The organism is Bradyrhizobium murdochi (assembly GCF_000472965.1).
Lineage (GTDB): Bacteria > Pseudomonadota > Alphaproteobacteria > Rhizobiales > Xanthobacteraceae > Bradyrhizobium > Bradyrhizobium murdochi.
In genome coordinates this window covers 1,101,919-1,121,608 of sequence record NZ_AXAU01000001.1, presented here as the reverse complement: position 1 = coordinate 1,121,608, position 19,690 = coordinate 1,101,919, and the positions used below count along the sequence as shown (strand labels likewise).

Below are 19,690 nucleotides of genomic sequence, written 5' to 3'. Positions count from 1 at the left end.
TGCCGCCCCCGGCTGCGTCGGGTAAACCCTCCGCAACTTCGGACCGCCTTTGGCCCCCGATTCTCAACCTCCGACATCTGTTTTTTGGGACTTCCATGCATCGCTACCGGTCACATACATGCGGCGCGCTCCGCGAGAGCGACATCGGGCAGATCGCCCGTCTTTCCGGCTGGTGCCATCGCATCCGCGACCATGGCGGCGTGCTGTTCATCGATTTGCGCGACCATTACGGCATCACTCAATGCGTCGCCGATCCGGACTCGCCGGCGTTCAAGGAAGTGGAAAAGTTCCGCTCGGAATGGGTGGTGCGGATCGACGGCAAGGTGCGCCGCCGTCCCGAGGGGACCGACAACCCGGAACTGCCGACCGGCAGGGTCGAGGTTTACGTCAGCGAGATCGAGGTGCTGGGACCTGCCGGCGAGCTGCCGCTGCCGGTGTTCGGCGAGCAGGAATATCCCGAAGACATCAGGCTCAAATACCGCTTCCTCGACCTCCGTCGCGAGAAGCTGCACCAGAACATCATGACCCGCGGAGCGATTGTCGATTCCATGCGCCGGCGGATGAAGGAGCAGGGGTTCTTCGAGTTCCAGACCCCGATCCTGACCGCGTCCTCCCCGGAAGGCGCGCGCGACTTCCTGGTGCCGTCGCGGATCCATCCGGGAAAATTCTACGCGCTGCCGCAGGCGCCCCAGCAATACAAGCAGCTCCTGATGATGAGTGGCTTCGACCGCTACTTCCAGATCGCGCCATGCTTCCGCGACGAGGACCCGCGCGCCGATCGCCTGCCGGGCGAGTTTTATCAGCTCGATGTCGAGATGAGCTTCGTCACGCAGGAGGACGTGTTTGCGGCGATGGAGCCGGTTGTCACCGGCGTGTTCGAGGAGTTTGCCAAGGGCAAGCCGGTGACCAAAGGCTGGCCGCGGATTCCGTTTGCGGAAGCCCTGCGCAAATACGGCACCGACAAGCCGGACTTGCGCAACCCGATTCAGATGCAGGACGTCTCTGAGCACTTCCGCGGCTCCGGCTTCAAGGTGTTCGCGCGGATGCTGGAAGACCCGAAGAACCAGGTCTGGGCGATCCCGGGCGTGGGCGGTGGCTCACGCGCGTTCTGCGATCGCATGAACTCGTGGGCGCAGGGTGAAGGCCAGCCCGGCCTCGGCTACATCATGTGGCGCGAGGGCGGCGAGGGCGCGGGTCCGCTCGCCAACAACATCGGCGCGGAGCGGACGGCCGCGATCCGCGACCAGCTCGGCATGAAGGAAGGCGACGCCGCCTTCTTCGTCGCGGGCGATCCGGAAAAATTCTGGAAGTTTTCGGGCCTCGCCCGCACCAAGGTGGCCGAGGAATTGAACCTGATCGACAAGGATCGGTTCGAACTCGCCTGGATCGTCGACTTCCCGATGTACGAGTACAACGAGGAAGACAAGAAGGTCGACTTCTCGCACAACCCGTTCTCGATGCCGCAGGGCGGCCTCGATGCGCTCAACGGGAAGGACCCGCTGACCATCAAGGCGTTCCAGTACGACATCACCTGCAACGGCTACGAGATCGCCTCCGGCGGCATCCGCAACCACAAGCCGGAAGCCATGGTGAAGGCGTTCGAGATCGCGGGCTATGGCGAGAAGGACGTCATCGAGCGCTTCGGCGGCATGTATCGCGCGTTCCAGTACGGCGCCCCGCCGCATGGCGGCATGGCGGCCGGCGTCGACCGCATCGTGATGCTGCTGTGCGGCACTACGAACCTGCGTGAAATCTCGCTGTTCCCAATGAACCAGCAGGCTGTGGACCTCCTGATGGGTGCGCCGTCGGAGGTCACCACAAAGCAGCTCCGCGAGCTCCACATCCGGCTCAACCTGCCGGATAAGGGGTAGGCACGCGACGGCTCAGAGCGCCGTCGCGGCCTCCAGCCGAAACTGCGACAGGGCAATGAGCGGATCGGTCTGAAGCAGATGGAATAGCTGCATAGCCGGAACCTTGCCGAGCGGTGTCAGCTTGATCGTGAGGGCTGTCCCCGGCGTCTCGATGAAGCGCGCGAGCGAATCCACCACCGCCTCTGCATCGGGATTGCTGGCCGCTGTTTTGGCGCCGGTGTCCCTGACGTCCTTGACGATCGCCTGCCGCGCCGCGTCGCGGCTGATGTTCTGCATCCGGGCATAATGGGCGACCGCGCGATCAACGGCACCGAGATCGCGCACCGTGAGCTCGATTCCGCCGGCCTCGATTTGCGTCGCCATGGCGGCTGCCTGAATCGGATTGATCGAGAAAATCTCGCGCGGTACGTTGGCGAGCGAAATTCTTGCCGACGCTCTCAGCATGCCACCAAGCTCGACTTTTGCCGGCTCCACCACGAATGAGCGTGATGCTTCGGTCCACACCGTGCCGAGATCGAGATCGAGCGCCAACTTGTCGAGGCCGGTGGCAATCAGCATTCGCTGGCCGGGATGCGTCGTGTCGAGGGGGCCGGACATCTTCGCGATCAGCCGTGCCTTGCTCGGGATAGGTCCGACGAACTGCCCCCAATCCAAGCGAACGAGGTCGACGTTGATCGGCTTGCCGGTGTTCTTGTAGGGAGCTGCGAGGCCCTTGAGCTCGGCGCCCTCGAGCAGCGCGATCATGCCGAGCGCCTGGTCGGGCGGCGGCGGTTGCGCCGGATTTGAGAACTGCGCGGTCATGCGCAACAAGCCGGCGACATCCAATCCTTTGAGAGCGAAGCGGGCGAGCTTGATCGGACCCTGCGGCGAACGGCCGTCAAAACCCTCGACTGCGAATTCGCCCGTCTTTCCGTTCTCCAGACTGAAGCGCATCGACGCGAGCTTGAAGCCGCCCTCCGGCATATCCATCGAAAGGCCGCGTATCTCGGCGTTTCCAATGCGCATGCCCTCGTAGATTTTGGCTGCCCGTTCCATCATTTCGCGCGCCTGCGGCGGCGTCGGTTGGGCCGTGCCGGACGGTATCGTTGCCAGCAGCGCAGCCAACTGCAGCCGCGAGGGCCGCGCCCCGATATCGTCGGCCGTCAGTGCCTCGATACGCACCGCCGGACCTTGCCCTGAGGTGATCGTATAGGGGCCGGCGCTAATCTGCCGGTAGACGCGATAGTATTGGTCGTCATTGGCGCGCTGCGGATCGAGGATGGCTGCGGCGGCTACCATATCGACGTCCTGCGCAACGAGGTTGGCCAGGTCCCCGGTCACCTTCTCGGGCTTGCCCTTCGGTTGCGAGGTCGCGGTGAATGTCATTCGGTCGAGAGTGACGGCGGCGATCTTGCCGGCCTTCATGTCGCGCAGCGTAAGGTTGGAGTAGGCGAATTCTCCCTTCCCCAGCGCCGGGTTTCCGGAGTTCATGGTGCCGGCAACACTGGGTGCCGTGATCGAGGAGGCGGTGAGTGCACCAAACTGTTCGATAAGCAATCGATACAGGTCTATCGTCGACGAGGACGCCGGTGGCCGCGGCGGGCTTGCCGGACCGGAAAAATCCTTCGCCGCGATCCGCGGCACCTTGTAGGTGACTTGCCAATCTGCCCCTGCCGGCATGCTGGCATTGATTTCGAGGTCGATCGCCTCGATCGCATCGGCCGAGAAGCGCGTCGCATCCGGCTGACCGACGCCGGAGGCTGTGATGCTGGCAACCTTCACACGAACCGGCGGCTGCGATGCCGATTCAGACGCGATATCGTCAATCCTGAGCGTGCGGCTCTTCAGGTCGAACGAGACCTTGCCGTGGCTGGCCTTGCTGCCGCTGGCTCTGATCTGCTCGAACGCGGCCTCGACCTCGCCCTTGATTCGATGCTGGGTGTAGTACTCGAAGCCGAAGAAGCCTCCCACCGCGATCACGACCGCGGCGACCAGACCCAGCAGTATCTTTACCATTAGTTGTGCTCCGGACGCCGACCTTGCGGGAGGCAAATTTGCCATATTGTCGGCCAGGGGGATGGGGTAGGGAGACGAATATGCTACCGGATTTGCCGCGCTTCGTCGATGAGCCCCTGTTGACGGCGGCGTTCGCGGATGTTGCATCCGAGTGGTCGCCCGTGCTTCACATCCCCCTCATTTTGCCGGAAAACTGACCCTGATCTGGAAGTATCAATAAGACAAGAGTTCGGGACCGGAAACGCGGGAGCCTACATGTCGTCCTATTCTGAAGATCTGCGTTCTGCGGCGCTGGCGTATCACCAGTTGCCGCGGCCCGGTAAACTCGAAATACAGGCGACCAAGCCGCTCGCCAACCAGCGCGACCTCGCGCTGGCCTATTCGCCGGGCGTGGCGGCGGCCTGCACGGAGATCGCCAACAATCCGGCCCAAGCGGCGTCGCTGACCTCGCGCGCCAATCTGGTCGCCGTGGTCTCCAACGGTACCGCGGTGTTGGGGCTCGGCAACATCGGTCCCTTGGCCTCCAAGCCCGTGATGGAAGGCAAGGCGGTCCTGTTCAAGAAATTCGCCGGCATCGATGTATTCGACATCGAGATCGCCGCCGACACCATCGAGCGCGTGGTCGAGACGGTCGCGGCGCTGGAGCCGACCTTCGGCGGCATCAATCTCGAGGACATCAAGGGACCGGAATGTTTTGAGATCGAGGCGCAGCTCAAGGAGCGCATGAAGATCCCAGTGTTCCACGACGATCAGCACGGCACGGCCATCATTGTGGGAGCCGCCATCGTCAACGGGTTGCTGCTGAACGGCAAGAAATTGCCCGATGTGAAGATCGTCTGCTCCGGCGCCGGTGCTGCGGCGATCGCGTGCCTCAATCTGTTGGTGTCGATGGGCGCACAGCGCAAGAACATCTGGGTCTGTGACATCGACGGCGTCGTGCATGAGGGGCGCAACACGCTGATGGACCGCTGGAAGGCGGTCTATGCGCAAAAAACGAGTGCGCGCATGCTGGCGGACGTGATCGGCGGCGCGGATATTTTCTTAGGGCTGTCCGCGCCCAACGTGCTGACGCCTGACATGGTCAAGTCGATGGCAGACCAACCGCTGGTGATGGCGTTGGCCAATCCAGTCCCGGAGATCATGCCGGACGAAGCGCGGAAGGCGCGCCCCGACGCGATGATCTGCACCGGGCGTTCCGACTTTCCGAACCAGGTGAACAACGTCCTGTGCTTTCCGTTCATCTTCCGTGGGGCGCTCGACGTCGGCGCTACCGGGATCAACGAGGAAATGAAACATGCTGCCGTCGATGCCATCGCGCAGCTCGCGCGCGATCCGCCGTCGGATGCGGTGGCGCAGGGCTTTGACAGCGGCGAGACGCAAGGTTTTGGGCCGGGCTCGCTGATCCCGAGCCCGTTCGATCCGCGGCTGATCCTGCGCATCGCGCCGGCAGTGGCGCGAGCCGCGATGGAATCCGGCGTGGCGACGCGCCCGATCACGAATTTCGAGGAATATACCGCGCTCTTGGAACGCTTCGCCTTCCGCTCCGGCCTCGTCATGAAGCCGGTGTTCGCCAAGGCCAAGACCCAGCCGGTCCGCGTGATCTATGCCGAGGGCGAGGACCAGCGCGTGCTGCGCGCGACGCAGGTCGTGCTGGAAGAGAAGCTGGCGCGGCCGATCCTGGTCGGGCGGCCTTCCGTGGTCGAAGCCAGGATCAAGCGGTTCGGCCTCTCGATCAAGGCCGGACAGGATTTTGATCTCGTCAACCCGGAAGACGATCCGCGCTACCGCTCCTATGTGCAGACCTACATCGACGTGGCTGGCAGGCGCGGCGTCACGCCCGAGGCTGCGCGCACTGTGGTTCGCACCAACAACACCGTGATTGCCGCGCTGGCAGTGGTGCGCGGCGAGGCTGACGCCATGATCTGCGGCGTCGAAGGCCGCTATATGAGCCATCTGCGCCATGTTCGCGAGATCATCGGCTTTCTGCCCGGCGTCAGCGATTTCGCGGCGCTGGCGATGATGATCACCAGCAAGGGTTCCTATTTCATTGCCGATACTCAGGTGCGTCCGAATCCGAGCGCCGAGGAGCTGGCGGAGGTGGCGTCGCTGGCGGCAACCCATGTCCAGCGGTTCAACATGAAGCCACGCGTCGCCTTCGTGTCACACTCCGACTTCGGCAGCTATGATACGGAATCCTCGCGCAAGATGCGCCGTGCCACCACGCTGTTGAAGGAAAAGCATCCGGAGCTCGAGGCCGACGGCGAGATGCAGGGCGATACCGCGCTCTCGGCTGCCGCGCGAAAGCTCGTGCTGCCGCATTCCAACCTGGAAGGCGATGCCAACATCCTGATCATGCCGAACCTCGACACCGCCAACGTCGCCTACCAGATGATCAAGACGCTGGCGGATGCGCTTCCCGTTGGTCCGATCCTGATCGGCCCGGCGCGCCCGGCGCACATCCTCACCCCGGGGGTGACGGCGCGCGGCGTCCTCAACATGACGGCGGTCGCCGCCGTCGAAGCCCAGGAGCGCGCCGGCCGCCAGCAGCCAACTTTGTTCGGGTAGAGCCCGGTTCAGATTGAATCAAAATCGGGATTTAGCCTTTTGTTCTGACGAGCTTTCTTTACGCGGGCCGCTACCGGCCCCCGGCTCAGGCCGGGCATGCTTCGCTTGAAAAGCTATGATCAAGAAAGCGCCTTGGTTCTGCTTCTATCGGAAGGTCTGGTTGGGGCGCGCGCAGGCTGCTGCGCGGATGGTTTCGATTTTGAGCGTTTGAAAAGCGGAGACGAAACGCCCATAATCGTTTCGCGCCGCCTGCTATCTTTGCATGCCATTCAGTGAGGCCGATCCCATGCCAGCGTTAGTTACCTTCGGGCGAGTCCTGTTCGCCGTGCTCTTCATGTACACGGGAGCGACCAAGCTTTTCGCGATACAGCAGACGGCAGACTTCATCGCATCCAAGGTGACGATTCCGGCGCTGCTTGCGCCCTATACCTCGCAGCTCGAAACCATGGCGGGCATGCCGATGCCGCAACTGCTGGCGGTCGGCGTTGGCGGTTTCGAAATCCTCGCCGGCCTGATGATCGCGGTCAATTTCGGCGCGCGCTTCTTCGCGATCCTCTTGATCTTCTTCGTGCTCGCCACGACCTTCTATTTCCACGATTTCTGGAATCAGCCGGCGCCCGAAAATGCCAAGACGTTGATCGAGGCTCTGAAGAACCTGTCGATCATCGGTGCCCTGTTCATGATCGCGGGCTATGGCAAGGGTCCGCGGCCGAATGAGCCGGCCTACGGGGACATCTAACCGCGGTCAGAAATTCCGGATCGCAACGCGCGGACCATCGAGCGCTGCGGCCGCAGTCGGCGGCGGCGCGACGTGTTCGATCTGCGCGGTGCGTGCTGCTATCCTGCGCGCCTGCAACCATTGCGGGAACCACATCGCGATGGCCGGGAAGGCCAGCACCAGGACCACGCAGACGCACTGGATAACCATGAAGTCGGCCATGCCGCGGTAGATCATCCTCAGGTTCCATTCCTTGACGACCTGCTTGAGATAGTAGGCCGACATGGCGACCGGCGGAGACAGGAAGGCGGTTTGCAGCACGACCGCGACGAGGCAACCGAACCAGACCATGTCGTAGCCCAGGCCCTTGGCCACCGGCGCCAGCATCGGCAGGAAGATGAACACGATGGCCGGCCATTCGAATGGCCAGCCGAGCAGGAAGATCAGGCCCAGCAGCAGGGACATGGTGCCCCAGGCCGGCAACGGCGAGGCCAGCAAGGCATTGGTCATCCAGGTTGCCGTGCCGAGCCATGAGAAGACCGAACCGAACACGTTGGAAGCTACCGCGAGGAGGAGCACCATGCTGGTCGTTGCAAGTGTGCCGTAGCAGGCATCCAGCAACCCGCGCCACGAGAACCGGCCGTAGGCAATGACGAGGACGATTGACCCCAGTGCGCCAAACGCCGCGGCCTCTGCCGCCGTTGTGATTCCGGCGAGGATGGCGCCGAGGGTCAGGATCGTCAGTACTGTAACCGGCACAAGACCGACCACACACTCCCACAGCACGATCCGCATCGAATCGGGCCGGTCCTCGATCGGCACGGGCGGGCCGAGCTTCGGATTGAAGTGAGAGCGTATCAAGGTGTAGGCAATGAACATGGCGGACAGCAGGAAGCCTGGGCCGAAGGCGGCCGCATAGAGATCGATAATCGAGATATCCAGCACGGGCGCCATGACGACCAGCATCACCGACGGCGGGATCAGGATGCCAAGCGTGCCGCCGGCCGCAATAGCGCCGGCCGACATGCGCACGTCATAACCCGCCCGGATCATCATCGGCCCGGCCATGATGCCGAGGAGCGTAACCGTCGCGCCGACGGTTCCGGCGGCGATGCCGAACAGCGTCGCTGTGAGGATGACGACCACGTAGAGAGCGCCATTGATCGGTGCAAACAGGTCGCGGAACGCTTTGAACAGTCGCTCCATCAGTCCGGCCTGATCGCAGATGAACCCCATCAGAATGAACATCGGCACCGCGACGAGTTCGTCCTGCTTCATGAGGCCGATGGTCTGGAGGTAGGCGAGGTTGAAGACCCGCTCGCCCATGCCGACGTAGCCGAACATCAGCGCCAGGAACAGCAGCGTGAAGCTGATCGGCAGGCCGATGAAGATCGCTCCCAGCATCACAAGGAGCATGGCAAGTCCGAGAAGTTCGAGTCCCGTCATATCTCGATCTTTTCTCTGTGCACGAACTCGCGCCCGAACTGGACCTGGTACCAGCACTTCAGTACTTCGGAGATGCCCTGGATCATGAGAAGAAGGGCGGCCAGCGGAACCGTGGCCCGGAACGGCCACATGATCGCGCGCCAAACGCTTTCCTGCGAGCGTTCGCCGGTGTCATAGGAGTGCAAGGCGTCGTCAATGCTGATCAGCATGAATGTGATCATGGCCGGATAAAAAAATAACAAATAGGAGATTAGGTCGACGACGCCCTTCTTTCGCTCCGAGTAATTCTCCCAATAGATGTCGGTGCGAACGTGTGCGCCTTTCAACAGCGCATATGCGGCTCCGAGCATGAAGGCCGAACCATTGGCCATGAAGCTCGATTCATAAACCCAAACGGTCGGCGCGTTGAATCCGTAGCGCATGACGACCTCGTACGAGATCGTCACCATCAGAAACAGCATCGTTAGAGCAATGAGCCTGCCGGTCACGTCGGTGAAGCGGTCGATCGCCCGTATAATCGCATAAAAGGCGCGCGGGAACTCGCCGCCCGGATTGCCCGGGACCGAAGCACTGCTGGTGTCCGCCGCCATGATCACTCCTCTTCATACGGTGCTGGCGTCCGGCGGTACGGACACCAGCACCTCCGCTTCATGCGGCAAGAGAGATCACTTCTTGGTCAGGTAGATCTTGCTCTTCCAGTAGTACTCGCCGGCGAAATTGTACGGCGGGAACCAGGAGAGCTTGAACGGCACGATCTGTTCGGCATAGGACTTCTGGCTATCGATGACCTTCTTGTAGAAGGGGTTCTTTGCCGCGTGCTCCGCCTGGATCTTCTCCCACTCGTCGAGGAAGTTCTTCAAGACATCGTCGGGCGTGCGATGCATCTGAACGCCCGCCTTGATCAGGTCCTGGCAAGCATGCGCCGTCTCGCGATTGAAGGCGAAGTTACGTTGCGTCGTGGCATAGACGCTCGCCACCTTGATGATCTCCTGCAGGTCAGGCGTGAGCTTCTTCCAGACGTCACCGTTGATCATCAACTGGCCGCCGGTGACGGGCTCGTGCATGCCCGGCGTGTAGTAGTGCTTGGCCACCTGATGCAGGCCGAGCTTCTTGTCTTCCTCGCAGTTGATCCACTCGGCGCCCTCGATCACGCCGCGCTCCATGGCGGGCACGATTTCGCCGCCGGGAATGGTGACGACCGACACACCGAGCCTGCCGTAGGTTTCCGCACCGATGCCGTAGATCCGGTACTTCAGGCCCTTGAGATCGCCGAGGCTGTTGATCTCCTTCTTGAACCAGCCCATTCCCTGCGGGTAATCGGTCGGGATCGGGAAGCCGACGACGTTGAGCCTGAGGACGTCGCGATAGAACTCGTCGAGCAGCTTCATGCCGCCGCCGTCATAGTACCAGGCCCAGTAGTCCGAGCCGTCCATACCGAACAGCGGACCATGCGACATCGGTATCGTCGCGGTGTTGCGGCCGAGGATGTAGCCGAACGGTCCCATGCCGACGTCGAGAACGTTCTTGGAAGTGGCGTCGAATACCTCGAACGGCGGCACGATCGCTCCCGCCGGCAGCGTCTCGATCTTGAGGCGTCCGGCCGTCATCTTTTCGACGGTCTCGGCCCACAATTTGAAGATGAGATGGAAGTTAGAGGATGCGGGGTGGGTCGATTGACCCTTTAGCACTAGCGGCTTTTCGGTGGTTTGGGCCTGAACCGGCCCGGTCAAAGCAGTGACGAACCCAAGAGTCACCGCTGCAAGCATAGTTGAAGCGCGCCTCAACATGTCGTGGTCCTCCCGATGATTACGTGTGTTTTTCTTTTTTCTTTTCAGGTTGGAACCGCGCCCGCGCGCTGTCAAGCGATCTCTGGCCACGGGTTGGCTTGCGGCGAGATTGATTGGACGAAAGGATGACGCCCTACGCGCCGCGCCGCCACGGCGTGACGGTCACCTCGTGCGCTGCATCAAGCATTTGCGGCTTGCCGGCGCGCAGTCCGTGCGCGGCGAGGATTTCCTGCGGCGAACGGGCAGGGACTCCGGGGAAGCAGGGTTCGCCGCCGGGTAGCCGGACATGCGGCGCTTGCGAGAGCCAGAACACGTCGTAGCGGTCCATGAACATGCCGAACACGCCGGGGCCGCCGATCACGGCGACGGTGCCGGTATCCACGCCTGCATGATGGCAGGCGGCTTCGAACGAAGCGCCCGCGGGATTCCACAGCGTAGCTATCGGATTGGACGGGTTGGGCGCGATGGCATCGACTTTGCGCGTCAGGATGACCCGCTTGCGCCGCGGCGAGTTCGGCTGATCCTCATAGGAATTGCGGCCGTGCAGGATCAGGTCGGCGCGGTCGAGGGCGGTAGTAAAAAACGCCTTGTCGCCCTCGAACTTCAATTCGTCCGGCATGACGTTCCGCGCGTCCGCCAGCATGCCGTCGGCGGAAACGATGACATAGCCTTCGATGCGCAGCGCCGGCACGGGCCTGCGTCGCGCCGCTATTATTCCGAGATCGTCTGGACGACGCTGGAAACCGGGCGTGAGCTCACGGTCGGCAGCTTCAGATCCTTGACGATGTCCTCGTCATACTGGGCGATGGTCTGCACCGGCGTCTTGGCGCGCATCGCCACCACCTTGTAACCGCCGGCCTTCAGCTTCTTCAGTAGCTCGGGCAGGGCTTCGGCGGTGTGCTTCTGGAAGTCGTGCATGAGGATGATGCCTTTGCCGTTCTTCTCGACCTTGCGCATCACGGTGTCGATGATCGTCTGCGCCTTGCTCGCCTTGAAGTCGAAGGAATCGAGATCGCAGGAGAAAATCCCGATGTTGCGGTCGCCAAGGTAGGTGACCATCTCCGGCGGGTGCTGCAGCGCGGGGAAGCGGAAGAACGGCGCCGGCGCCTTGCCGCCGAGTGCCCATTTCACGGCACTAAAACCTTTTTCGATTTCGTCCTTGCGCTGCTGTTCGTTCAGCTTCTTGTTGACGAGGGCGGCATGCGACCAGGTGTGCGATCCGATCGAATGGCCGGCCGCCATCACCTGCCTGAGGATTTCGGGATAGTAGGTGGCGTGCTTGCCTATCGGGAAGAAGATGCCGGTGGTGCATTCCTCCGCGAGCGTCTTCAGGACCGCAGGCGTATTCACCGGCCACGGGCCATCGTCGAAGGTCAGCACCACCTCCTTGTCGCGAAGGAAGTCGAGATCCTTGAAATGCTCGAAACCGAAGCCGGGGCCGCCGGTCGTATCGATCTCGACCGTGCGGCCGATGCCGAGCGCGTTCGGATTGTTGCAAGGCGGACGGGTCGAGACGGGCGCTGGCGGCGGAGCGGGAACTGGTGCCGCTGCTGCCTGGGGCGCGGCCACGCCTTTGGCTGGTGGAACCTGCGACCACGCCGCGCTTGATGCCAACAGCGAAACCGCGCCGGCAAAGATCACCCCCGCCCCAATACGCATCTTGCTTTCCCCAAGTTCGAATCCCGCACCCGGTCGGTGGCGTCGCCATCGTCCGGTCTGCCTCCATTCCGCGACGCACAGTAGCCTAGTTGGAGCAGGCGCGCCAATGCAACCGTTGCAATCACATGCAGCGGATTTTGTGCCCGAGGCGGTTAATTCAGGAAGCAGCCAATGCCCGTGCGACCGCGGTTTTCACCCGTGTATCTACGGGTTCGATGGATTCCGGGAAGACGTCGGCGATATATCCGTCGCGGCCGATCAGGTATTTGTGGAAGTTCCAGCGTGGAACTTCTTTCGGTCGCGCTCCTGCCGCCCATTTGTAGAACGGATGCGCGTTCGGTCCCTTGACGACGGCCTTCGCGGCGATCGGAAAGGTGACATGGTGGCTCTGCGCCGTCGCTGTGATTTCGGTCGCGCCGCCCGGCTCCTGGGCGCCGAAATCATTGGAGGGAACGCCGACGATCATCAGGCCGCGGCCACCGAACTCGGTCCACAATTCCTGCAGCCCGCCATATTGCGGGGTGAAGCCGCAGAGCGAAGCGGTGTTGACGATCAGGATCGGCCGGCCGGCAAATTCGGAAAGCCTGATGTCGCCGCCGGCCAATCCCGGAAACGAAAACGCGTAAGCCGTGATTCGACTCATGCCGGCCTGCGCCAGGGATTGCGTGCTCGAAGCCATGCCTGCGATCGCGGCTAGCGCCGCGGTCATCACGCTCCTGCGGTCCATCATGAAAGCCTCGGGCTGCGGTTTAGCGACCGAAGCATAGCGCAATGCGCGGGCCTCCGCCCTCAACAAGCCGTTATGGCTGGACCATGCGCAGCGGGACGATGAAGTCGGTGCCTTCGCCGGTTTCGCCGCCCGTGTTGATGCCGTGATCGGACACCACGATCGAGCTGCCCGTGGTCAGCATCTCGGCGATCCGCGCAATCGCCTCTGGAGCGACGGCGATGCGGTCCAGCGCCTCGGCCGGACTGTTCGCCGCCAGCAGCAGCTTTGCCTCGGCGGGCGCTGCTGCGGGCATCCTGCCGCGCCGCGCAGCAGGGTCGGTGTTATCGATCCGCGCAGCGTTGCGGGCCGTGACCGGCAGCGAGACCACCGACCAGCGCAACAGGTTGGGATCGTTCTTGTCAGACGCGACGGTGAACACATGGGTGCCAAGCGGCCGGTCGCTCGGCGCAATCGTCACCGGCAAATCGAACTGCGGCTTGAAGCTCTCGCGGACGTACAGCTTGGAATCCTTGCGGCTGACGAACACCGCGATCTGGCCGGGACGCCTGGGCGGTTCGGCCCTGGGACCCTTGTCCGCGCCGGGCAGACGCGCGGTATCCTTCTTGACCTCAGGCGCAACAGGCGACGCAGCCGGTGTATCAACGATCGCCTTCGTGGCCTCATCGGCTGCCGAGATAGCTGGCTCGGATTTCGGCGCGTCCGCCTTTGCCTCCGCGCTCGATGTATCACTGACAGGCGTTGCGTCGGACATGGTCACGACGGCGCTCGTCGGCCGAGTGCTGCCGGCATCCGCCGTGTGGGTCTGTTCGCGCAGCGGCGCCGCGTGGCCGACGGTCGATCGGAGTTCGAGGCTTGGTTCCGCATGGCCTGCGTCCGCGCCCTTGTCGCCCTTCACCGCGGGCGCATCGGTCGTGGGGTCGTCGGCGATGAGCGGCTGCGGGACGACTTTCTGCGCCACCAGCAACGGGTGCGAGAAACTTGCAGGCGTGATCTCGCCGGGCGTGATGATGACGCGCGCGCCCATCCGGGTCCAGTTCCACATCTTTATGGCAAAGGCCGTTGGCATGCGAATGCAGCCATGCGACGCCGGATAGCCCGGCAGCACGCCGGCATGCAGCGCAATCCCCGACCAGGTGATGCGCTGCATGTAAGGCATCGGCGCTCCGCTATAGATGTTGGAGCGGTGCATCTTGTGCTTCTGGATGACGCTGAATACGCCCATTGGGGTCGAATGACCCTTCATGCCCGTCGACACCGGGCTTTCGGCAAACAACCCGTTGGCGTCGTAGACGCGGACCTTCTGCTGCTCGATCGAGACTGCGATAATCAACGGCCCTTGCGGTTTGGCGTTGGTCTCCTTGATGACCGCCTCGGTCTTTGCTGACGGTCGCCGTACCTTCGGTTTGCGCGGCTGCATCGGCGGCAAGGGCCGGTAATAGCCCGGATCGAAATCCTGCCAGTAAAACAGGGCGGCGTCGGCTTGGGGAGCGGCGGCGACTATGCCGGCCGCGGTCAACATCGCAATCTGCCAAAATCGCTGCTTCGAAAGCGTCGCGCCCGGAGTACTCGCACTGAAAAACCGATGCCCGCTCACGCGCATAACCCTCAAATCCAGGTACTCGAATCTGCCGTCCTGCCAATCCGTTTGTTGTCGCAGAGGCGAAAAGCGTTCACCAGCATAGGCCTTCTAATTGCAGCGCTTTTCGCCCCGATCGTAGCAAAAAAGCCTCACATTCCGTTAAACGCTGGCCGGCTCAATCTGACGCCATCCATAAGGCAGCACTGAGGCCTCCAAGTCCGCTAGCAGCCTTCCTCTGCGACATTCCGGCACTACATACGCGGCGAGCCCTTCAGCGGAGATATCAATGACATCCAAGGCCATCGTTAAGTGTGACAAGAAGTGGGAAGTTCTGGCCTTGGTGATGTTGGCGCTGACATTGTGGCAGGCGGCACCGGCGTCAGCCGCGGAAGAGCCTGACCTGATCTTTCGTCGCTCGACGGTTTTCAAATGGCTTAGCCCCAACGACAAGCTCGCGACCTACGCGGTCGATGACCCCGAGGTCGAGGGGGTGGCCTGTCACTTCACGGTGCCGGAAAAGGGCGGCTTCAAGGGCTGGCTCGGCCTTGCCGAGGAAGTCTCGGACATCTCGCTGGCGTGCCGCCAGATCGGCCCGGTCAAGTTCAAGCACAAGATGGAGCAGGGCGACGACATGTTCCGCCAGCGCCGCTCGTTGTTCTTCAAGAAGATGCAGATCGTTCGCGGCTGCGACGCCAAGCGCAATGTGCTGGTCTACATGGTCTATTCGGACAAGTTGATCGAAGGTTCGCCCAAAAACTCGACGTCCTCGGTGCCGATCATGCCCTGGGGGGCCACTGAGGCCGCGGTTCAGAAATGCGGTGAATTCTTCCAGTAAGTCCGATACCGGCCGGGATCCGAGATCGGATCCGGGATGAGGGCATCAAGCTTACCGCTTGAGCGGATTGGAATATTGGCGGACCTCCAGGCCGGATCCGACCTTGCGGTCGCGGCAGCCGACCAGATGCACGAATTTCTGCGGCGCAGAGACATTGCCGCGAAACTCGCTGCCTTGTTGCGACATCGCGCCACAAAGGCTCACAGGATGCTCTGAGGCTTTTCCGTGGCGCTCTGTCTTCATGGAAGTATTGATCCGCTGTTCGGGGCCGTTACTTCCAGACAAATTTTCACCCCCCGGCTGGCCGGGTTTGCGGGTCGGGGGTGCACTGTTGCCATTGCCCACGACTGCTGTCCTTTTGTTGAGGAAGGATCACAACGCACAGGCACGCGGAAGGTTGCGTGGCATTCGCTGAGTCGGCTGGACCGAAGCTTCGGTTCATCCGATCTGCCAGCGAGTGAGGCGGTCCTCGGTCATTGGACGAGGGCCAAAGTGGCCGCAATGACCAGCTTGCGAAGTTCAGCCTGAGCATCTCAAGTACGAGCGGCCCGGCTGAATTCATTGGATTTTTCCCGCTATTGTTTCGTCCGACAGGACCGACGAAACAATTCTCCCGCGCGACGAAACCATTTTTCGTTTTTGGAGCAGATGTCTGGAAACAGCCGACAGTTATCAGGTGGCCAACGAGACGGCGGGCACCGCCGGCCACCTGGAGACAGTCAGATGTGGACCATCAGCTTCATCCTCGCCTTGGTCTTCGTCCTGGCTGGTCCCTCGATGGCTGGTTCTTCGGATCAGGACCTGCCGGGGGTTGGCACCTTCGCCTATAACGGCTCGCCGGTTGCGGCTCCGGCGCCGTTACCAATGGTCGTGGCCGCCAACTGAGCGTAGCGGATCCTTTGCAACGAGATCGCCGATAAAGGCTCGGTATGTTCGTACGCATCTGTTCTGCTGTTATCTTTGCGTCTCTTCTCAGCGGTGCGGCGCAGGCTCAAGTCCAGTTTCAGCCGCCGCAGACCTCGTTCCGTTCGCTGTTCAAGATGCCCGATCCGCGCGGCGAGTTCGTGCGGCTCTGCGCGCCGCATATGGTCGGACGCTGGGCGCATCCCGAAACCGTTTGCGCCTGCCTGCACGACTACGCCGCCGCGACCGTCGAAGATGCCGACCTGCGCGAAGCGCTGCTGCGCGGCATCAGCGAGACCGGGGTGCCGACGATCGAGACCGCGTGGGTGCCGGCATCAAAGCAATCCCTGATCGGCCCGACCTTCACCAAGATCGCCAAGCCGACGCTGCAATGCATGTTCGAGCCGGCGACGAACCAGTAAGCTGGTAGGTTAGGCTCCGTATCTAGACCGATTGCACAAGGGAGCTGTCATGAAATCTCTTTTTGTCGGCCTGATCGCCCTATTGTCGCTGGCCATATCTCCGGCGTTCGCTGCCGACGCAGCAACACAGGAGGCCAACAAGAAGGCCGTGCTCGAATTTTACGATGCGGCTCTCAATCGGAAGGATTTTGATGCCGCGGCGAAGTTTTTCGGGCCGCATTATATTCAGCACAATCCGACGGCGCCGGATGGCATCGAGGGCTTCAAGGCCTTCCTCGGTTTTCTGCGCGAGAAATTTCCGGACTCCCGCAGCGAGATCAAGCGCGCTTTTGCCGATGGCGACTACGTGATCGTCCACGTCCATAGCGTGCGCGAGAAAGGCACGCGCGGCCGCGCCATCGTCGACATTTTCAGGCTGGAGAACGGCAAGATCGTCGAGCACTGGGATGTCGTGCAGGAAATTCCCGAGAAGGCCGCCAACAACAACGGCATGTTCTAGGCCGGCGCGATCGCCGCTAGCGCTTTTTGGTCCCCAGCCGCGGAATGCACTTGCGGGTGCGGAGCACGCCTGACGTCGTCATTTGCGAGCCCTGGACTTCCTTGATTTGTCCCGTCGGACACGATCCATCATCGACCAGGACGCGCTGGCCGAGCCTGAGGTCGACAATGTCCTGCTCGCGCGAGACCGTCTGGGCGAGGGCCGTCGTTGCATGGCCGACCACGCCTGCGATCAATGCACCGATGACGAGATGCGAGACGTTGCGATGGCCGGGCATTGGGTATTTCCGTTCGTGAAGTTGATTTTGACTATCGAGCTTAGTGACGCGGCCGCGATTCTGATAGGGTGCCAGCCGGTGTGAGTGGTCACGTCACGGCCTTCAGCCGTTTGACCTTGCCAATTCCAGCCTTGTTCGGCTTGCCATTTGCCTGCAAAGCGGCCAGCGATGACTTCGCGAGTCGCTCGGCCGACGCGATCAGTTGTGGCAGCTTGTGGCCGGCAAAGCCGAGGACGAAGCCGGCAAGCGGGCGGGCGCGGAAATAAGTTTCCGCCAGCAGCCAACCTGCGACGCCGGCCTCGGCCTTGGCCTGCGCGGCGATGCAGGGATCGGTCGATGGATCGAACTGCGCGACCAGATGCAGACCCTGCGAGGGCACCGGCACTGATAGCGCTCCATTCGACGCGGTCGACAGGGTCGAAGCCAGCACGTCCCGCGCTTCGCGATAGATCCCGCGCACCCGGCGCAGGTTGGCCGCGAACGCGCCGGAATTCAGCATGTCTGCGACGGCGCCTTCGAGCAGTGTGCCGGGAAAACGGTCGAGCGCGGCACGGGCGGTCGTCACCGGCTCGACGAGCCGCTCGGGCAGCGCGCAGTAGCCGATGCGCAATCCGGGAAATAATGTCTTTGCAAACGTGCCCATGTAGATGACGCGCGAGAGATGATCGATGCCGGCGAGTGACAGCAGCGGCGCGCCGTCGTATCGAAATTCGCTGTCGTAGTCGTCCTCGATCACGAAGGCATCCGCATCCCTGGCCCAGTCGAGCAGTTCCAGCCGCCGCGGCATCGACATCTGCACGCCGAGGGGAAATTGGTGGGACGGAGTCACATAGGCCGCGCCAGCCGAAGGGGCGAGGGCTCGGCCCCTGGCCACGATCAGGCCTGAAGCGTCGACCGGCACCGAGATGGGGCGCAGGCCGCAATGCTCGATCGCCCTTCGTGCCGCGGGATAGCCGGGGTCTTCGCACCAGGTCTGATCACCGGATTTCAGGATCGCGCCCAGCACGATCCGCAGCGCATGCTGCGTTCCCGACGTCAGCATGATCTGGTCGGGATCGCAGCGCAGCCCACGCGCCGACAGCAAATGATCGGCGATCGCGGCGCGGAGTTCGCGGCTGCCCCTGGGATCGCCGTACTGCAGGTGTTCGGTGCCGAAGGCGCGCATGCGCCGGCCGACAAATGCCCGGAAGCGCTGCAGCGCCCGTTCGTCGATGTGCGTGCAGCCGAGCGCCAGCGGGCCTTGCTGCGGCGGCTCGATTACAATCTTCGTCCTGCGAGAGTCATGGACGCGGGCGGGAATGCGCGCGGCGACGAAAGTGCCGGAGCCGACGGTGGCTACCGCAAAGCCGTCCGCGATCAGCCGCTCATAGGCTGACGTGACGGCGTTGCGGCGGAAGCCGGTCTGCTTCGCAAGCGTGCGCGACGGCGGCAGCGGCTCGCCGGGCTTTGCAATTCCGCCCGTGATGGCGTGGCACAGCGCCTGATAGAGCCGGTGCGGGGCCGAGGCGCCCGGCGCCACGTGGGGGCCGGAGAGATCGAGCGCGAGCTCGGCCTTGCGTCGCGCCGGCGGGGAATTGGTCGGAATTTTTCGCATCGAATTGGCACTATCGCAGACCAAATTGGCCGGTACAACTCTCAACGACCGCTCACCCGATCCAACAGGAGCTGCCGTGACCGCCGATGTGTATCCGTTATCGCCGCGCAACCAGGTGAAGCGCCGTCATGATCGCGGCTTCTACGACCACGCCACCGTGCACAGCCTGCTCGACGCCTCGATGCTGTGCCACGTCTCCTACGTCATCGACGGACAGCCCTATTGCACGCCGACGTTCTTCTGGCGGGAGGGCAGCAAACTGTACTGGCATGGCAGCAGCGCCAGCCGCATGCTGCGAAACCAGTCCGAGGGCGAGAGGGTCTGTCTTACCGTTGCCCATCTCGACAGCCTGGTGCTGGCCCGCTGCGGCTTCAATCATTCGGCGGATTACCGCGCCGTGATGGCTTTCGGCACCGCCTATCTCGTCACCGATCCGGTGGAGAAGGAGCGCGCGCTCGTCGCCATGGTCGACCGCTTCTTTCCCGATCGGACCGCGACGCTAAGGCAAAGCACGGCGCAGGAGATCAAGGCGACGTCGGTGATCGCGATGGAAATCGAGCAGGCCTCCGCCAAGATCAGGTCGAAGGGTGTCGCTGACGACGATGAAGACTATGAACTGCCTGTTTATGCCGAGCGTATTCCGGTGCGGACCGTGCTGGGTCGGCCGGAACCCTGTCCGCGGCTCCTTGACGGCGTCGAGCGACCGGCCTCGCTGAGCGGCTATTCCGAAGGCCGCCTGCTCGAAGATGCATTGCGGGATGCGCATTTTACGCATTACGCCGGCGGCTGAGATCGGGGTAGGGTGCGCAC

At 62.7% G+C, this 19,690-nt stretch carries 19 protein-coding genes; 8 read left to right on the top strand and 11 right to left on the bottom strand.

Annotated features, from left to right (window positions below; translation table 11 throughout):
• Positions 1-95 precede the first annotated feature (95 nt).
• Positions 96-1,871 (top strand): aspartate--tRNA ligase, encoded by a 1,776-nt coding sequence (gene aspS / locus YUO_RS0105770; protein WP_028346418.1) that lies wholly within the window; start codon positions 96-98, stop codon positions 1,869-1,871.
• 12 nt (positions 1,872-1,883) lie between these two features.
• Here aspS and YUO_RS0105765 read toward each other — a convergent pair whose 3' ends face one another.
• The gene (locus YUO_RS0105765) at positions 1,884-3,866 is read right to left on the bottom strand and encodes a hypothetical protein (protein WP_028346417.1); all 1,983 of its coding nucleotides are present in this window, start codon (positions 3,864-3,866) and stop codon (positions 1,884-1,886) included.
• 255 nt (positions 3,867-4,121) lie between these two features.
• Here YUO_RS0105765 and YUO_RS0105755 point away from each other — a divergent pair, with 255 nt between their 5' ends.
• Positions 4,122-6,431 carry an NADP-dependent malic enzyme gene (locus YUO_RS0105755; protein ID WP_028346416.1) on the top strand — a complete coding sequence of 770 codons (2,310 nt, stop codon included), beginning with the start codon at positions 4,122-4,124 and terminating at the stop codon, positions 6,429-6,431.
• 286 nt (positions 6,432-6,717) lie between these two features.
• Positions 6,718-7,170 carry a DoxX family protein gene (locus YUO_RS0105750; protein ID WP_028346415.1) on the top strand — a complete coding sequence of 151 codons (453 nt, stop codon included), beginning with the start codon at positions 6,718-6,720 and terminating at the stop codon, positions 7,168-7,170.
• Positions 7,171-7,176: 6 nt separating this feature from the next.
• Here the strand turns inward: YUO_RS0105750 and YUO_RS39850 are convergent, their stop codons facing one another.
• The 7 genes from YUO_RS39850 to YUO_RS0105715 form a co-directional block, all read right to left on the bottom strand.
• Complete coding sequence (locus YUO_RS39850) at positions 7,177-8,595, bottom strand: TRAP transporter large permease (RefSeq protein WP_063830267.1); 1,419 nt, start codon at positions 8,593-8,595, stop codon at positions 7,177-7,179.
• The gene (locus YUO_RS0105740) at positions 8,592-9,185 is read right to left on the bottom strand and encodes a TRAP transporter small permease subunit (RefSeq protein ID WP_028346414.1); all 594 of its coding nucleotides are present in this window, start codon (positions 9,183-9,185) and stop codon (positions 8,592-8,594) included. The genes YUO_RS39850 and YUO_RS0105740 overlap by 4 nt, the downstream gene beginning before the upstream one ends.
• A 75-nt stretch (positions 9,186-9,260) precedes the next feature.
• Positions 9,261-10,361, bottom strand: a complete 1,101-nt coding sequence (locus YUO_RS0105735; RefSeq protein WP_028346413.1) for a TRAP transporter substrate-binding protein — start codon at positions 10,359-10,361, stop codon at positions 9,261-9,263.
• Positions 10,362-10,515: 154 nt separating this feature from the next.
• Positions 10,516-11,025: a dihydrofolate reductase family protein gene (locus tag YUO_RS0105730; protein ID WP_051379287.1), complete on the bottom strand. Its 510-nt coding sequence runs from the start codon at positions 11,023-11,025 to the stop codon at positions 10,516-10,518.
• A gap of 68 nt (positions 11,026-11,093) precedes the next feature.
• Complete coding sequence (locus tag YUO_RS0105725) at positions 11,094-12,041, bottom strand: polysaccharide deacetylase family protein (protein WP_028346411.1); 948 nt, start codon at positions 12,039-12,041, stop codon at positions 11,094-11,096.
• Between the two features lie 157 nt (positions 12,042-12,198).
• Positions 12,199-12,771 carry a glutathione peroxidase gene (locus YUO_RS0105720; protein ID WP_028346410.1) on the bottom strand — a complete coding sequence of 191 codons (573 nt, stop codon included), beginning with the start codon at positions 12,769-12,771 and terminating at the stop codon, positions 12,199-12,201.
• A gap of 70 nt (positions 12,772-12,841) precedes the next feature.
• Complete coding sequence (locus YUO_RS0105715) at positions 12,842-14,290, bottom strand: L,D-transpeptidase (RefSeq protein ID WP_051379286.1); 1,449 nt, start codon at positions 14,288-14,290, stop codon at positions 12,842-12,844.
• Between the two features lie 403 nt (positions 14,291-14,693).
• Between YUO_RS0105715 and YUO_RS0105710 the strand changes: the two genes are divergently transcribed.
• Positions 14,694-15,185 carry a CreA family protein gene (locus YUO_RS0105710; protein ID WP_235782645.1) on the top strand — a complete coding sequence of 164 codons (492 nt, stop codon included), beginning with the start codon at positions 14,694-14,696 and terminating at the stop codon, positions 15,183-15,185.
• A 51-nt stretch (positions 15,186-15,236) separates the two neighbouring features.
• Here the strand turns inward: YUO_RS0105710 and YUO_RS45985 are convergent, their stop codons facing one another.
• Entirely contained in the window at positions 15,237-15,530 is a 294-nt protein-coding gene (locus YUO_RS45985; protein ID WP_156908488.1) for a hypothetical protein, read from the bottom strand.
• Positions 15,531-15,908: 378 nt separating this feature from the next.
• Between YUO_RS45985 and YUO_RS47045 the strand changes: the two genes are divergently transcribed.
• From YUO_RS47045 to YUO_RS0105690, 3 genes are read left to right on the top strand one after another with little or no spacing between them, the layout of a single operon-like run.
• Complete coding sequence (locus tag YUO_RS47045; RefSeq protein WP_198027972.1) at positions 15,909-16,070, top strand: hypothetical protein; 162 nt, start codon at positions 15,909-15,911, stop codon at positions 16,068-16,070.
• 44 nt (positions 16,071-16,114) lie between these two features.
• The gene (locus tag YUO_RS0105695) at positions 16,115-16,510 is read left to right on the top strand and encodes a hypothetical protein (protein ID WP_028346407.1); all 396 of its coding nucleotides are present in this window, start codon (positions 16,115-16,117) and stop codon (positions 16,508-16,510) included.
• A gap of 49 nt (positions 16,511-16,559) precedes the next feature.
• Positions 16,560-17,009 (top strand): nuclear transport factor 2 family protein, encoded by a 450-nt coding sequence (locus tag YUO_RS0105690; protein ID WP_028346406.1) that lies wholly within the window; start codon positions 16,560-16,562, stop codon positions 17,007-17,009.
• A gap of 16 nt (positions 17,010-17,025) precedes the next feature.
• On the opposite strand, the gene YUO_RS0105685 is transcribed toward YUO_RS0105690, so the two are convergent.
• Positions 17,026-17,286: a DUF6719 family protein gene (locus tag YUO_RS0105685; RefSeq protein WP_028346405.1), complete on the bottom strand. Its 261-nt coding sequence runs from the start codon at positions 17,284-17,286 to the stop codon at positions 17,026-17,028.
• Positions 17,287-17,374: 88 nt separating this feature from the next.
• Positions 17,375-18,880: a MocR-like pyridoxine biosynthesis transcription factor PdxR gene (pdxR, locus tag YUO_RS39845; RefSeq protein WP_051379238.1), complete on the bottom strand. Its 1,506-nt coding sequence runs from the start codon at positions 18,878-18,880 to the stop codon at positions 17,375-17,377.
• A 76-nt stretch (positions 18,881-18,956) separates the two neighbouring features.
• Here pdxR and YUO_RS0105675 point away from each other — a divergent pair, with 76 nt between their 5' ends.
• On the top strand, positions 18,957-19,670 hold the full coding sequence (locus tag YUO_RS0105675) for a pyridoxamine 5'-phosphate oxidase family protein (protein ID WP_028346404.1): 714 nt from the start codon (positions 18,957-18,959) through the stop codon (positions 19,668-19,670).
• Positions 19,671-19,690 lie beyond the last annotated feature (20 nt).